This is a genomic window from Aeromonas sp. MTB (genome assembly GCF_056632455.1).
The window spans coordinates 1838809-1853257 of the sequence record NZ_CP147026.1; the positions used below are offsets into that span (position 1 = coordinate 1838809).

Sequence of the window (14449 nt, forward strand, 5' to 3'; positions counted from 1 at the left end):
GCCAAGGCGAGGTTTTTTATTAGCAACGAGATTGAGATCAGATAGCAAAGTCTTCCAGTGATTTGCCTGCTGCCACTGCGCTGGCAATAGCCGAAGGCATACGGCCCTGGCCGGTCCAGGTTTTCTCTACGCCATTATCCTGATAGCGATATTTGGCAGGACGTGGCGCCCGCTTGGCTTTTTCTGATTTGCCGGGGTTGGTAGCGACAGCGCTTACCAATTCTGCCGGGTCAATACCGGCGGCTTTCAGCATTTCGCTATATTCGTTAATTTTCCGCAGATGCTCTTCACGGGCCTGACGCTCGGCAGCTTCATCCTGCTGACGCTCAGCAACGATCGCAGAGAGCTTTTCCAGTGCCTCTTCCAGTTGTTCCAGAGAAAGCTCGCGGCAGGTCGCACGCAGACTGCGGATATTAAGCAGTACCTTTAAAAATTCATTCATAGGAGTTACCACGTCGAGTCAGAGAAAAATATTATGTTCCAGCTGATTCTTGCTTGGCGATTTAAATAAGTCAAGCTGGGTTAAATATAATATCCGTGGGGAACATCAATACAGATATTTAATATGGCCAGCAATAGGCTTGGTGATTGGATGCCAATGAAACCGCAGTAGGTGAAAATAGCGTCAAAACAGGCGTTGTTGCATCATTTGACTACCATTTTTCGACCTTGATATGTTTATTATGATTATTTAATCAAAAAACTTGCTATAAGCTGCCATCTCGATAAAATGTGCGGCGAATACCTTTAAGTAGAGGCGCGCTGCCTATGAGTATTTGTGCGGAGGGTGATGCCTGTGATGCACAAGGAAAGGAGTCAGCGCCGAAGTGGCCAGGCCATCATACCGGGCTGCTGGTTCTGCATCTAATAGGTGCAGGACTGCCATAGTCATCCACTATGGAGCGCTACCTGAAGGGGCTGAGGAGTATGACCTCCCCATAGGTTTTGTTTCTTTAGATCCTCTCGGTAGATCTCCACCTGTAATCTTTAGGTGCAAAGAGATCATGGACATTAGTCATTTCGCCGACTCCGGTTGGTCCGTTCTTCCCCCCCTGTTGGCTGTCGCGCTGGCGATCATGACCCGCCGCGTGCTGCTGTCCCTTGGTGTGGGCATCGTCACCGGCAGTTTGCTGCTCAATCAGTTTTCACCCCTCGAATCCCTGCATTACATGTTGAATACCGTGCTCAAGATCTTCTGGGTCGATGGCGCGCTCAATCGTGACAACGTCAACATGATCCTGTTTATGCTGCTGCTGGGTGGCCTCATCAGCCTGATGAGCGTCTCCGGGGCGACCCGTGCCTTTGCCGAGTGGGCCGAGCGTCGTGCCAAGACCCGCAAGGGCGCCAAAGCGCTGACCGGCATGATGGTGTTTGCCTTCTTTATCGATGATTTCTTCCACAGCCTGTCGGTGGGTGCCATCTGCCGTCCGGTCACCGACCGCTTCCAGATCTCCCGTGCCAAATTGGCCTATCTGCTGGACTCCACCGCGGCGCCGGTCTGCGTGCTGATGCCCATCTCCTCTTGGGGCGCCTATATCATCGCTCTGGTTGGCGGCATCATGGCGGCACACGGTCTGACTGAACAGAGCCCCATCGCTGCGTTTGTCGAGATGATCCCGATGAACCTCTACGCCGTCTTCACCCTGATCATGGTGCTGGTGGTGATTGCATTCCAACTCGACATCGGCCCGATGCGTCAACACGAAGCGTGGGCGCTGGAAGGCAAGCTGTGGGATGAGTCCAAGGGCCGCCCCATCGGTCTGGATATGGAGAGCCCGGAAGAGAGCAACGGCGGCATGATCGACATGGTACTGCCGATCCTGACCCTGACCGCCGCCACCATCTATTTCATGATTGATTCCGGTGCTGCGGTGCTGAGCGAGAAAGGGCTGCCCTTCAGCGTGCTTGGCTCGTTCGAAAACACCAACGTCGGCTCTTCGCTGGTTTACGGTGCCCTGTGCAGTCTGGTGGTCTCCATCGGTCTGGCTATGCGCCTGAAGCTGGGTGCCAAGAACTGGATCAAGGCCGCGCCGCAAGGCGTCATGGCCATGCTGCCAGCCATCAACATCCTGCTGTTTGCCTGGACCATAGGTGCCGTGGTACGCGACGTGGAGACCGGCAAGTACCTGGCTTCGCTGGCTAACGGCAACCTGCCGATCGAAGTGCTACCTGCCGTGGTCTTTATCCTCTCCTGTGCCATGGCGTTTGCTACTGGTACCAGCTGGGGTACCTTCGGCATCATGCTGCCGCTGGCCGGTGACATGGCCGCCGCCAGCGACATCAGCCTGATGCTGCCGATGCTGGCTGCAGTACTGGCTGGCTCGGTGTTCGGGGATCACAGCTCACCCATCTCCAGCACCAGCATCCTCTCTGCCACCGGTGCCGGTTGCCATCACATCGATCACGTGATGACCCAGCTGCCCTATGCACTGGCCATCGCCTTCGGTGCGGCCATCGGTTACCTGGCAATGGGCTTGATGCACTCCAGCCTGGCCGGTTTCAGCGTCAGCGCCCTCTGGTTTGTGCTCTTTACCTGCTATCACCTGAAAAAGGCCAAAGCGCGGCCAGTGTTGGCCACCGCGTAACATTTATAGAGCAAGGGGCCCGCGGGCCCCTTGGTTTTGTCAGGGGCTTTGGTTAGCATGCGCCCCATAAATTCAGTTTCGGAACAGTATCATGGCTTCACTGCACTACAAATTTGCCACCATGAATTCAGGCAAATCCACCCAGCTCATTCAGGCGCACTTCAACTATCTGGAGCGGGGCATGCATCCTCTGGCGATGACGCCAGCCATCGATGACCGTTTCGGGGTCGGGGTGATCAGTGCCCGGGTTGGCCTTGAACTGAAGGTGGACGTGTTCAGCGACAGCTGCGATCTGTTTGAAATGGTGAAAGCGCGCCATGCGAAGAAACATATCGATGTTTTCATCGTGGACGAGGCCCAGTTCCTGACCCGTGAGCAGGTCTACCAGTTAGCCCGCATCGTCGATGAGCAGGATATTCCGGTGATGGCCTATGGCCTCAAGACCGATTTTCGCGGTGAGCTGTTCCCCGGTTCCTACCATCTGCTCTGTCTGGCCGACAAGTTTGAAGAGCTGAAGAGCATCTGCTGGTGTGGCAACAAGGCTCACATGAACTCCCGGGTCAACGAAGCGGGGCAGGTGATGCGTGATGGCGAACAGGTGGAGATCGGCGGCAACGATCGCTATGTATCGCTCTGTCGCAAACACTATCTCGAAGGTCGGGCCTACAAGTAATTCGGCTGCGATATTTGAATCGTCGAGCAGGGCGCCAATCTGGCGCCCTTTTTATTTTCCCCAACTTGTATCGCTGTGGTTCAGTCGATCTCGATATCCACCGGCGCAATGATGGGGTCGGCCACCGGCAGGCGTTGAAATAGCTGGCGGAAATGGTGCTGTACCCGGCCGATATCGACCAGTGACATGCCGGAGGCAAAACCGAACCAGACATAGAGGCCGGTGAGATCGCGAAACATCGGTGGCAAATAGCGGGGAGCGGCAATCAGCCCCTCCAGATAGTGCTGATAGAGGACCGGAATGTCATCCAGCGTCACCTTGCCGACAAACAGCATCGGCAGGATCTCGGGCACGCCTTCCAGCACGGCGCTGCGGATAAAGTTGACCGTCTCCACATAGCCACGCACGTAGGAGAGATCCTTGGTAAAGCAGGCACCACCTTCCACCATGCCGCCACGAAAGACCCGCTGGGTGATCTTGTAGGCGTCGTGCTCGCTGGTGCCCTGCCGCACGAAGTGCTGAAACACCTCGATAAAATCGGCGCCGCGCTCGGCCATGTCGATGGCCATCACCCGATCGGAGATACGCTTGGCCCGATCCGGAAAGGAGCTGAAGGTGAGGGTCTCTATCAGGACAGCCAGCCCCTCCTGACACGCGGTGATCCGCGGTGAACCGGCGCTCAGCCAAGTGGCATAGGGCTGCTGGCGACCGTTGAGGGTGGTGCCGACATGGACCCACCCCTCGTGTACCTCCAGCACCTGCAAGTCCAGCTCGGAGAAACGGGCGTGGGAGTTGAGCTTGATGTAGTCGCCACCGGCCGCGGCATCGGAGACAATTCCATCGCTCAGCTTCACCTGCACAGTGCCGTCACTGAAGTAGCTCGACAGCTTGCCCTGCAGTTTGGCGACCGCGGCTTCTCCTTCGAACTCCTTGGGGTAGGGGCGCACCAGATGGCGGGCGCCGGGCAGGGAGAAGATATCGCACAGGCGGGCGCCCAGCTCCTTGAGAGTCTTGCGATCCCCGCGCAGGTGATCGCTGGCAGAGCCATAAAGCAACTGGCTGTAACGCTGAAAATCGGGTTGGCCGCGCTGGCGCAGCATCTCGATCACCACCATGTACTGATCGACCGTCTCTTGCAGGATCCGGCCAAGATCGTCCTGTGGCCCCAACTTTCTGCGGATCCTGTCCCGCAGCTCCTTGAGCTCCAGATACTTGTTGCGCGGATCGAAGCCGAGGGGGAGGGCATCATAGAAGTGCCTGTCGATAGCGGGCAGCTCCCTGCCACCGCTTGCCAGAAAGCGATCCTGCAGATGGCGTGGCCATTTGATGGCATCCAGAATGCGGATGGGTTTTTGCAGGGTGAGCAGCTCATCCGAGAGTGATTTCAGATGAAGGCGATACTTTTCTTGGATAGTCATGGGGCCCCCTGTGGGGCAAGCGTCATCGTGGATTTGGCTGAGTATATGCATAGCGCTTGCCAAAAAGAAGCGAGCCGCAGGGTTATCGGGTTGGCGTGCTTTTTGTTGATAGCAAATTGGTTTAGACTGCGCCCCTTGATCCCAATCTTGTCGTGGAAATGATGAATATCCCCAGCTCCGAAATGATAATGCGTTGGTTGCAACAGGCTCGTATCGAGCACTATGTCTGCGACCAGTGTCACGGTATCCACATTGTCTCTTTGCAGTCGGTCGATGGTATTCAGGAGAGCCGGATCTTCGTGGAAGAGGAAGGCCTGCTGTTCTCCTCCGAGCTGGAAGTGCGCCCCTCCGCAATGCTGCCGCTGGTTGCCGAACTGGGCCGGCTCAATATGCAGTACCCCTCCCTCAAGGTGTTCCTCGATATCATCGATGACAACCTGCCGCGGCTGGTGGTCGGCCACACCGTCTTTACCAAGGCCGGACTCAGCGTCGAGCAGTTCCTGCTGTTCGTGCAAAGCACCATCGCTGCCACCCACGAACTGGTTGCCGAATGCGAACGTTCTGGCTTCCTCAATCTGCCGGAAATCCAGGTCGCACCGGAATCTGTGCATTAAGTGTTCGAACGGTTCGCCAGGTGAAAAAAGCCGTTGACGCGGGCGGGGCTTTCCCCTAAATTACGCCCCGTTCCAGCGCAACAGCGTAGCGAACACCGTGTTGGCTGAACACGTTAAACCACAGACCAAAATTTGGTGAGGTGTCCGAGTGGCTGAAGGAGCACGCCTGGAAAGTGTGTATACGGCAACGTATCGAGGGTTCGAATCCCTCCCTCACCGCCAAATATAACCCGTTGAATTTCAACGGGTTTTTTCATTTCTAGACTTACGTGATTTTTTTCCTGGATCAACTAGGTGGAACAATCATGTATCTGAGTAAAAATGCCTCCGGCACCTACTACACTCGCCTCCCACTCCCCAAGGTTTTGCGTGACAGAGGCCTTCCATTTGCCATTCGCACCTCCCTGTGTACCAAAGATCGTCAGCTCGCAGTAGACCGAAACCTGGCTGTGGCAGCTCGTACTCGCGCACTTATCGCGGCTACCCCTGCCGATACGGCTCCCCGCAGTTTCTATCGCTGGATCCGCGCCGATCTAGACGCGTTCAAGGCAGCGGGGTTCATCCCTCCTCAAACACCTTCCACACCTCGTGAACCTTCTGTTAATGCCTCAGCTTGCCCTAGCAGTGGGATCACGCTCAGCCATGCACTGGCGAGATTCATCGAGACTAAAGCCAGTGAGGGGATCCAGCACAAGACGATGGGCCAGCTCCAACTTCGGATCAACGCCTTCGTCACCTGGGCCAAAGGCGTCAAAATCGATGAGGTGACGCCCGCATTGGCACAGACGTACCGTAATGCCCTATTGCGCAAATCTGAGCTCAGTTTCAAAACCAAAGGGGATTACTTAGCCGCACTCAAACAGTTCTTCCGCTGGTGTGTGGCCTTGGAATATTGCGCGCGCAACCCGTTCGACGGACTCACCGCCGGTAAGAAACCCGTCACGCGACGAACCGATGAGGAGCGCATCCGCTGGCAGCGCCCTCAACTGGCCCAACTGTTTGCGAGCCTGCGCAGCAAACAAGCTCAAAAGGGCAAAAGACTGAAAATCCAGGATTGGTGGGTGCCGCTGCTGTGTCTGTATGGCGGACTGCGGCCCTCCGAGGCTTGTCAGCTAAAAACCCAAAACATCAAACAGGTAGACGGCATCTGGTGTCTGGTGGTGGAGGCCGGTGAAGTCGGTCAAGCCCTCAAGACCAGCAACGCCTATCGCACAATTCCACTGCACCATGCGCTGATTGCGCACCAATTCCTGGACTATGTGTCCCATCGTCGCCACCAAGGGCAGACGTTCCTGTTCGATGACAAACCGTCAGGCAAGGATGACGATTGGTCACATAACCTTGTGTGTCGCTTTCAGCGTCATCTCAATGATGCAGGTATCATCGGCAAAGGCCGCCCCACCATTTACGGGCTGCGGCATACCTTTATCGATGAGTTGCAACAGGCCGATGTGGCTGAGCACATCGTGGCGGAATTGGTGGGTCATAGCAAAAAGGGGCTCACGTTTGGGCGCTACGGCAAGCGACTAGGTATCGCGTTGCTGCGAGAAAAAATCGAGTCAATCCCCAGCGATTTAGTCGATTTTTGAATATCAGGCGAAATAGGCATTTGAGTGGGTGAGGTATACCCACTCACGTGCTTGCCTGGCAAGGTAACATGTTGATTTTCATCATTAAAATAGCGTGACTGGCTTCTGATGTTACTGGTCATTAATTTGACAATTTATTTATTTCAAATATATTGAAGGTTGACATTAAATTAGTTTTTGTTAGGTTTCACTTTTTATTTGACTTGGTTTTTACTGAGTGTAATCCTGCGCGAAATTATAATAATAAAAACAGGGCGCACATGAAAAACAACAAAAATCTAAAATCAGATCCTCGTGAAAAAACGTTCAAAACCGCAGTAGAGGAACACCTGAACATAAAATACCGACAGGTATCAGACGCAACCCATGATATTTTGTGTAGAAAGTCCATGCAGCTTATCCGTAAATGGGGAAAAAAGAAGCTGATTGACATTAATGCAACTGACATCGAAATGTATATTGCCAAACTGCTAAAACGCCTCAAAGGCAACACGGTCAATCAGTATATTGACATTATGCGACAGGTATTTAACAGGGCCTATCGAGATGGCATTATAAAAATCAATCCGATGTGTCATGTTAAAAATTGTCGATTTGAGGTGGTCGAGCCTCAGCCATTCTTGCAATCAGAGATCCAGTTATTTATTGCACATCAACATATCAACCCTATTGGTGCAGCAATAATCCAGGTTGGTATTTCCACTGGACTGCGGATCAGCGAATTGTTGGCAATTAGCCGTGAGGCTATCGACCTGGATAAACGCACACTGCGTGTTGATCTGGCCTTGGTAGATGGTTGCTATAAAACGCCTAAAACCAAAAGCTCCTGCCGAACAGTCGAGTTGACTGTCCCCGCAGTGCAGGCACTACGCACTCTTCTGGAGCATGCTAGGCATCGCAAAGAGAAAGCGATTTCGGTCATGTGTGCTGACAATCGTACACGGATCAAACTGCGCCGGACTTTATTAGCCTATTATCCGGATAAGCGACGTCAATACACCAGCGTCGATGAATTCAGAGAGGATTTTTTTGAGCCGTTTTGTGCCACAGCGGGGGTTGCCTACCGAGGGCCATCACAATTTAGACATACCTATGCCAGTCAACTGTTGTCCGCAGGTGTTAATATCGAATGGATTGCCAAACAGATGGGGCATACAAGTACCGCAATGATCAGGCGTCATTATGGAAAATGGTTAGTTGAGGATGCTGCGGATTTCAAAACATTAGCCGAAAACGCTCTTGCTCGTTGTTTCCGCCTTAATGAGATGCAGGCTTTGGTTCCGGCCAACAACTCAGAACTGGACATGACTAAATTAATTGCCGACCCACAAATTCAGCAATATTTATTAGGACTGGTTGCTCAATCAATGAAAAACATACATGTTGGTGAACCGCATTCTCAATCAGATTAGCGATAACTACTGTGATTCATATCGATATATTATTGATTCGATAATACGTTAAATAAGGGCCGTTAAGAGCCTAAGGAATAAAAATGGCTACAGAAAAAACAAAACTAGAATACGAAAGGTTGGCAAAACATTTCTATCTTCGCCTTGAAAGAAAAAACATCAAGGTTACAGCTAAAAACATTTCAGATGAGCTGTTGGCCTGCGCGCCTGAATATCGTCCTGACTACTGGCGTCGCCTGCGTGGAGCACTTGTCTATCATCAAAAAAATCTGGGTTATGTCGAGGCCGCTGAGCGCATTATGGGATTACGTAATCCAGTCACGGCTCAAGGTAGCAATACTCCAGTTAAGAAAAAGCAGAACAGGGTTAAGAGCATCAATCCTGCTGACCAAACCGCGCTGATCGATTATTTCAAAGCGCGGGATGATATAAGAATGGTTGCTGCGATAATACTATTTTCCTACATGGGCATCAGGCCCGCTGAACTTGCTGACATTACAGTAAATGGCGATAAAGTACGTATTGTTGGGGCAAAAAAGAGCCATGATGGTATTCGTGGTGCAGACAGGACTCTGCAATTTGAAGGCGTTGACCCTCGCTGGTTAAGCTCAATAGTCAGAGAAGCACAGTTCGCCAATATTAAATCGTTGCAAGATAAACTTCGCATTGCAGGAAAAAATTTATGGCCGAAGCGCAATCATCTCCCTACATTTTATAGTTGGCGTCATCAATTGGGTTCAGAGCTCAAAGCCTCCGGAATGGACCGTGTACAAATTGCCTATTTGATGGGACATCAGGCCACAGCCTCAGTTAATCGTTACGGAAATCGAAAATCAGCAAGAGGAGGACGTTTACCGAGTTGTCCTGCTGATGCTGACCTGAGCCACATTAGAGTGACTCACAGCGTGCCGTCTGCGGATAATAAAAGCTATATCCAGCCAAATACACCAATAATGGTGGTCGAGCCAAGTGAGGAATCAAATGTTAAGCGGAAAGGAATGGCTGCATTTATAAATAGAGACAAATCAAAAGATGATGGTTTCTCGCGGTAATATTCTCAATCTTCACTCATCAAAAATAGTCATGCCCGGACATATAAACACCTAATGATGGTCTTCATTGGCGTGAAAAATATAACATGTAGCGCTTACGGATGCGCACGTAAGTGCGCCATGAAAAGAGTCGAAAGTACGCAAAGAATACAACCGTAAGTATGATTTAAAACACACCGTAAGCACGGCTGTTGAAAACCATACTTACGCACGTAAGTATGGGGGTGTGTCGAGGTTACGAGACCGGAACCCCCGTAGGTTGCGCAGCGACCGGAGTGGGGTGGAGAACCCTTTTTTATGGATGGTATGAAGCGGTCAATATGGGATGACGAAGGAGGCGGGTATAGGGGTCAAGGTGGAGTCTGACTCGGGACGAGGAGGAACAACCTTGACGCCTATATCTCGGTGACGGTCATCCCATATTGATGGCGCAATACCATTCATAAAAACGGTTTGAATTTAATTGAGTGGAGCCATGTATGTTTTAACTACCCCACTCAATTAAAAAGTAGAAAATGGCAGAGGTTATATATAACAACAATCAGGTGATAACACCGAGGATAATAAAAATGAAAAATAATAAAAACAAAACAGCGGGGTATGATATTCCGTCATATGACGGTCAGAAGGACGGTGCTGCCACACAACAGGTGCAGCAGGCTGTCAGGTCGGTGATGCAGGGTAAACTGCTGACTCTGCCGGATATGAGCCCTACTGGCCGCCCCATCAAAACCAGCTCGAATTTGTTTGCTCTTATCACATTCAACGGTTGGGAGCCACGCTACAACCTGATGACGGGTGAGGCAGAACTGGCTGATGCGGATGGTGAGCGTCTGGGAGGCTCTGAGGCGGGTCAGCGATCCGCGCTGGTTGATGCCTGCCAGTTGGCAGGTGTGCCGGATGCCGTGATTGAGGAGCACCTGATCGCAATTTGTGAGCGCCACAGTTATCACCCTGTGCGTCAGTGGCTCGAACGTGGGGCACCGTGGGATGGGAAACCGCGCATCGATGCGGTGATTGCTACCCTCAATCCTGCTAATCCCGTCTATGCGAGTGCGGTGTTACATGCATGGCTGGTTGGGTGTGTCGCTGCACTCTATCAACCGCGCTGGTACTCGAAATTGGTGCCTGTGTTGGTGGGGGCACAGTCCTATCGAAAAAGCGCCTGGGTGAGCCGTCTGGCTACTGTGGTGCAAGGTTCGACCCTTGATTGTGCCATCAATCCAGACAAGCCTGATGATGTTCGTCGCGCAGTGTCTGCATGGGTTGTGGAGCTGGCTGAGCTTGAGAGTACGACCCGACATGAGGCGGGTAGCCTCAAGGCTTTTTTGACCCGAGAGAACGACAGCTATCGCCTACCCTATGCCCGCAGCATGACCACCAAAAAGCGCCAGACTTCATTTATTGCCACGGTCAACGGGACGGATTTTCTCAAGGATACAACCGGTAACACGAGATTTGCGGTTATCGAGTTGGCTGCGGCAGCTGATGTTGAGCGCCTCAATACGGTCCTGGGCTGGAGCTGGAGTGCAGGCCGTTTGTCCCAGACAGACCCTGAGCAACTGCGCCAGTTTTGGCTGGAGGTAAGGGAGCGCTATGAGTCAGGAGCAACGTGGTTTCTGGATGATGCAACAGCTGCACTAGCTGCATCGGAAAACGATGCTCACACAGACAAGGGTCCATATTATGAGGTTATTTACCACCACCATCTATCGCGTCCACTGGCCTCATCTGAATGGCTCACGGCGAGCGGGCTGTGCGCCCGCCACGGTGAGAGGCTGAGCATGGCGAGTAGTTGGGGTAAGGCACTCCGGTTGCTCGCGAGCGAGGGCAAGCTCCAGAGCCGCAGGGCGCGTTCTAATAGGACCGAGTACCTGCTGCCCGTCGATAGCCCCAAAGAGAAGGGCAAAGCCGACAAGTGACTCTTAAGCCCTGTCGATAAGGCGGGGCTTTTTTCTGCTCATCTATTGGGTAGATGATTAATTGGTTAAGTACATGTTAAGTGGTTTTTCTAGCTTCTTAACCAGCCTCAAACCCTCGCCATTACTGACCTACAGTGGTTTTTGGTTAATTGATTAAGGTGATTTATATATAAACACTGAGTAAACCTTGATATGAGCCCATCCAGCACTCACCACGCTTCATGGCAACTTCCCTTACTCAGCTTAACCATCATTACCTCAAACGTAGTCATGGTAAGGGTTTGAGGCTGATTAAGAGGGGATTCACTCGCTTAACCGCATCTAACCAAAGTAACCCATGACATCCAATAAAGATTATCGATCACCACCACTCGACAGGTAATTAGGGCATGAGGCTGTAAAGCGCAGGGAGACTCAGGTTTTCTTATTGCCGTTGAGCGCTCAACGGCAGATTAGCCATATCAACCCATCACTGTTGATCAGCGCACAAAAATAACCAGGTTTCCGGGGTTTTTAGCGCCCAATTTTGACCACCCCAGAGTGTTTGCAACTATCCGATCTTTGGATCGGAGAACATTCTCTATTTCCCTCTCCATGTAGCAAAGGGGCTGGGTGAGGGAAATATCCGTATCCTCTGCTGACCAAACTGCCAGTTTAACACGGCAGTCGCTCACTAATTGATTGAGCCTGCTCATGTTTTTATCAATATCCTCTTTCCATGTCTCGATCTACTCCCTTAAGATAGCCAAACGAAAATCCATCTCTCAGGGAAGCGTCATGGGAGCGATTCGTGACACCAGGTTGGTTAACAGCAGCGAGCTGAGGGCTGTAACTCAGGGGCGGTAGCCTTGCCTGATGAGATAGGTAAGCGAGTGGCTACCCGTTACTCAACATGGTGGCTGTACTAATTTTTTGGTTGTCAATCGGTAACACATTTCGTTCGGCGGCAAGCTGGGTGAGAAAGGCATTGACCTCAGCAGAACCGAATTCCTGCGAGTATTGCAGTTGATGAAAGCATATGAAATTGCGGATCCAGTACAAGTAGGACTTTTCAGTACGGATGCTGTACGCAACACTGTCCTGACCTGTTCACGCAGGCGTGGCTTGCTGGCGCCTTCCATAGCTGACTCCTATACTGTTTTTATATACAGCGGTAATGGTAGAGCAAAAAGAGGAGGTCAAGCGAATACGTTCAAGCATCAGAATAATACTGGTAATGTATTGATTTAATTCTATTTTTTCGTGGCAACTGTCAGGGCAGAGCGGAGTTATACGGAAGACTCTGTTATTGGATTAGCACGGCCTTCCATCTAATCACTGTTATGCAACCGAAGTAAACGTTACTATATTTAATTATTTCAATTTGTGAGATCGACCTTTTATATTCAACGTGAACTGGATTATTGTGATTAGTGGCAAGGCAATAAGGCTAGTGAAACTATGTAAGATAGGAGCATGAAATGTCAGAAGTTAAAAATGCAAAGTGTGTAAAAGAAGGTAATAATTGGTTTGCAGTAGGTGAGGTAAATGGTCAACCGGTTAAAGAACCTATGGGGCATGTAAGTGGAGATCACTGTACAGATAAGGATGCTGAGGATAGATTGAAGGAATTGTATAAATAGCCACATGTCAAAGCTTGCATAACAAACTGTTTAAGAGTGATTCGCAACGTGTGGCATTTTTTGCTATGCGTTGCGTTTAGTGTTTGAGGTGGCATGCGGTGGCTTCGCTATTGCGTTGCTCACACCTTAACAGGGCGTGATGAATCAAGGATAGTCCATGTACATATTTGAGATAATAAAACCCGGTACTTGGCTTGTCAGTGATGACCGAGACTGGTCATGGGAAATTGAAGGAATATTAAGAAGCCTTGAGGGTCAATTCTACGAAGCAAACTTAGCTTTAAATATGTTCCTTCATGCGATTTCTCGTGATAGAGAAGATATGTCAAGAGAGCGTTGGGAGGCTGATTCAAATCGCAGGTCTGCTATACGAAAAGAACTAGAGTCCCAGCTTGAGAATCCATATGATCACCAAAACTGGGACGAGCTTCATCTCCAGACAGAAATACGATTTAAAAGGGAGCAATGGCAATCTGGAAGATTGCCTCGTGAGTTTCAGCATAATCAGGCATTTATGCATGCTAGAGCATTTCTTTATGCGCTAGATTCTTTTGATAAATTTCTTAATGTTCTGAAGCTTCAGGCACAAGTCCCACAGATCGTTGCTGAGTTACATGATCAATTCGGTTCCGCTTTTCCTCAGCTTAGAGGCGTAAGAAATAGTGCGCAGCATATGGAAGACCGTTCTAGAGGTTTGGGCGCTGGGAAAAACCCTAAGCCTCTCGAATTGAAGCCAATTGAAAACGGCATGATCAGTGCGCCGGGCGGGGCTTTAGTCCTGAACTGTTTGAATGGTTCAAGATATGGAAATACTATGGCTGATGGGCACTACGGTGAAGTTGATGTATCACCAAATTCAATGGAATCGCTTACGTCAATATTTCAGTCTTTATTAAATGCCTTTGCGTGGAAGGGGCCAAAAAGTCATTTGCCGAGCATATGATTCATAACAATCACAAGCAAGGGACAAAACTACGCCCTACCAATTTTTGGTTCGCTACGCTCATTATACCAAAAATTGGTTCCACTCCGTTTTGCCCCTGTTGTGGGCGTTATGCACAAAATGGAAATACAACATGAGAGTTGACTACGATTATTTAAAGCAAATATTGGATATTTGTTTAGATAGTGAATTACCCACGGTAGATTGGGATAGTTTCTCTGCTCTTACCTCTAAAAATGAGCATAAGTTCGTTTTCCATCTGGAAATAATGGTAGACAGGAAGCTTATTGAAAGTTGCTCGAAAAACGGTTCTATGGGTATAGAGCGAGAACATGATGCATATGGCGTTTGCATTATTCCGTGGCGCCTTACGGCCAACGGACATGACTTCGCATCTTCACTAACTAAACCTGGAGTGCTCACTACTATAAAAGAAAAATTTAAAACAGAAGGTCTATCTGTTGTCATTGACATTGCAAAATCAATGGCCTCAAAACAAGCAGAAAAACTTCTTGATGAATCCTTTGCATAACAAGGTGCTGCAACCCGCGCACTGCGTGAGCTGGACAGTTTGTAAGTCGCAGTTTTGTGGTTTTGCTGCGCAAAAGTAACCCACAAA

The 14449-nt window shown here is 50.4% G+C and carries 13 protein-coding genes, 1 tRNA gene and 1 riboswitch; of the genes, 11 read left to right on the plus strand and 3 right to left on the minus strand.

The features are described from left to right. Nucleotides 1-37: 37 nt before the first annotated feature. Nucleotides 38-442, minus strand: a complete 405-nt coding sequence (locus tag WBR25_RS08485) for an H-NS family histone-like protein (protein ID WP_005337123.1) — start codon at nt 440-442, stop codon at nt 38-40. Between the two features lie 302 nt (nt 443-744). After that, a riboswitch (Lysine riboswitch) is annotated at nt 745-916 on the plus strand. An 88-nt stretch (nt 917-1004) separates the two neighbouring features. Between WBR25_RS08485 and WBR25_RS08490 the strand changes: the two genes are divergently transcribed. Then, nucleotides 1005-2585: a Na+/H+ antiporter NhaC family protein gene (locus WBR25_RS08490; protein ID WP_167556645.1), complete on the plus strand. Its 1581-nt coding sequence runs from the start codon at nt 1005-1007 to the stop codon at nt 2583-2585. Nucleotides 2586-2676: 91 nt separating this feature from the next. Continuing rightward, nucleotides 2677-3258, plus strand: coding sequence for a thymidine kinase (locus tag WBR25_RS08495; RefSeq protein WP_005351181.1), 582 nt, complete (start codon nt 2677-2679; stop codon nt 3256-3258). Nucleotides 3259-3338: 80 nt separating this feature from the next. Here WBR25_RS08495 and WBR25_RS08500 read toward each other — a convergent pair whose 3' ends face one another. Then, nucleotides 3339-4676 (minus strand): flavohemoglobin expression-modulating QEGLA motif protein, encoded by a 1338-nt coding sequence (locus tag WBR25_RS08500; protein WP_257697446.1) that lies wholly within the window; start codon nt 4674-4676, stop codon nt 3339-3341. 158 nt (nt 4677-4834) lie between these two features. Between WBR25_RS08500 and WBR25_RS08505 the strand changes: the two genes are divergently transcribed. The 6 genes from WBR25_RS08505 to WBR25_RS08530 all read left to right on the plus strand — a co-directional run bounded on the left by WBR25_RS08505 (nt 4835) and on the right by WBR25_RS08530 (nt 11265). Next, nucleotides 4835-5290 (plus strand): type III secretion system chaperone family protein, encoded by a 456-nt coding sequence (locus WBR25_RS08505; RefSeq protein ID WP_005337119.1) that lies wholly within the window; start codon nt 4835-4837, stop codon nt 5288-5290. A 134-nt stretch (nt 5291-5424) separates the two neighbouring features. Next, nucleotides 5425-5512: transfer RNA gene (locus WBR25_RS08510), tRNA-Ser, on the plus strand. Nucleotides 5513-5595: 83 nt separating this feature from the next. Further along, on the plus strand, nt 5596-6879 hold the full coding sequence (locus WBR25_RS08515) for a tyrosine-type recombinase/integrase (protein WP_224969890.1): 1284 nt from the start codon (nt 5596-5598) through the stop codon (nt 6877-6879). A gap of 260 nt (nt 6880-7139) precedes the next feature. Next, nucleotides 7140-8291 (plus strand): tyrosine-type recombinase/integrase, encoded by a 1152-nt coding sequence (locus tag WBR25_RS08520; protein WP_181497387.1) that lies wholly within the window; start codon nt 7140-7142, stop codon nt 8289-8291. Nucleotides 8292-8374: 83 nt separating this feature from the next. After that, a complete protein-coding gene (locus tag WBR25_RS08525) occupies nt 8375-9343 on the plus strand; it encodes a site-specific integrase (RefSeq protein ID WP_181497388.1) in 969 nt (322 codons plus the stop codon). Between the two features lie 569 nt (nt 9344-9912). Then, on the plus strand, nt 9913-11265 hold the full coding sequence (locus tag WBR25_RS08530; RefSeq protein WP_479749686.1) for a VapE domain-containing protein: 1353 nt from the start codon (nt 9913-9915) through the stop codon (nt 11263-11265). 876 nt (nt 11266-12141) lie between these two features. Here WBR25_RS08530 and WBR25_RS08535 read toward each other — a convergent pair. After that, a complete protein-coding gene (locus WBR25_RS08535) occupies nt 12142-12306 on the minus strand; it encodes a phage integrase N-terminal SAM-like domain-containing protein (RefSeq protein ID WP_372587218.1) in 165 nt (54 codons plus the stop codon). A gap of 419 nt (nt 12307-12725) precedes the next feature. Here WBR25_RS08535 and WBR25_RS08540 point away from each other — a divergent pair, with 419 nt between their 5' ends. The 3 genes from WBR25_RS08540 (at nt 12726) to WBR25_RS08550 (ending at nt 14362) form a co-directional block, all read left to right on the plus strand. Continuing rightward, a complete protein-coding gene (locus WBR25_RS08540; RefSeq protein WP_323915766.1) occupies nt 12726-12887 on the plus strand; it encodes a hypothetical protein in 162 nt (53 codons plus the stop codon). A 157-nt stretch (nt 12888-13044) separates the two neighbouring features. Then, entirely contained in the window at nt 13045-13830 is a 786-nt protein-coding gene (locus tag WBR25_RS08545; protein ID WP_323915768.1) for a hypothetical protein, read from the plus strand. A gap of 133 nt (nt 13831-13963) precedes the next feature. Next, nucleotides 13964-14362: a hypothetical protein gene (locus WBR25_RS08550; protein ID WP_479749687.1), complete on the plus strand. Its 399-nt coding sequence runs from the start codon at nt 13964-13966 to the stop codon at nt 14360-14362. Nucleotides 14363-14449: the final 87 nt, after the last annotated feature.

What these genes read in the sequence shown, in the direction of transcription:
- WBR25_RS08485 (WP_005337123.1), bottom strand. Translation starts at nt 442, where the DNA reads ATGAATGAATTTTTAAAGGTACTGCTTAATATCCGCAGTCTGCGTGCG.
- WBR25_RS08540 (WP_323915766.1), top strand. Translation starts at nt 12,726, where the DNA reads ATGTCAGAAGTTAAAAATGCAAAGTGTGTAAAAGAAGGTAATAATTGG.
- WBR25_RS08505 (WP_005337119.1), top strand. Translation starts at nt 4,835, where the DNA reads ATGATGAATATCCCCAGCTCCGAAATGATAATGCGTTGGTTGCAACAG.
- WBR25_RS08520 (WP_181497387.1), top strand. Translation starts at nt 7,140, where the DNA reads ATGAAAAACAACAAAAATCTAAAATCAGATCCTCGTGAAAAAACGTTC.
- WBR25_RS08500 (WP_257697446.1), bottom strand. Translation starts at nt 4,676, where the DNA reads ATGACTATCCAAGAAAAGTATCGCCTTCATCTGAAATCACTCTCGGAT.
- WBR25_RS08495 (WP_005351181.1), top strand. Translation starts at nt 2,677, where the DNA reads ATGGCTTCACTGCACTACAAATTTGCCACCATGAATTCAGGCAAATCC.
- WBR25_RS08525 (WP_181497388.1), top strand. Translation starts at nt 8,375, where the DNA reads ATGGCTACAGAAAAAACAAAACTAGAATACGAAAGGTTGGCAAAACAT.
- WBR25_RS08490 (WP_167556645.1), top strand. Translation starts at nt 1,005, where the DNA reads ATGGACATTAGTCATTTCGCCGACTCCGGTTGGTCCGTTCTTCCCCCC.
- WBR25_RS08530 (WP_479749686.1), top strand. Translation starts at nt 9,913, where the DNA reads ATGAAAAATAATAAAAACAAAACAGCGGGGTATGATATTCCGTCATAT.
- WBR25_RS08515 (WP_224969890.1), top strand. Translation starts at nt 5,596, where the DNA reads ATGTATCTGAGTAAAAATGCCTCCGGCACCTACTACACTCGCCTCCCA.
- WBR25_RS08545 (WP_323915768.1), top strand. Translation starts at nt 13,045, where the DNA reads ATGTACATATTTGAGATAATAAAACCCGGTACTTGGCTTGTCAGTGAT.
- WBR25_RS08550 (WP_479749687.1), top strand. Translation starts at nt 13,964, where the DNA reads ATGAGAGTTGACTACGATTATTTAAAGCAAATATTGGATATTTGTTTA.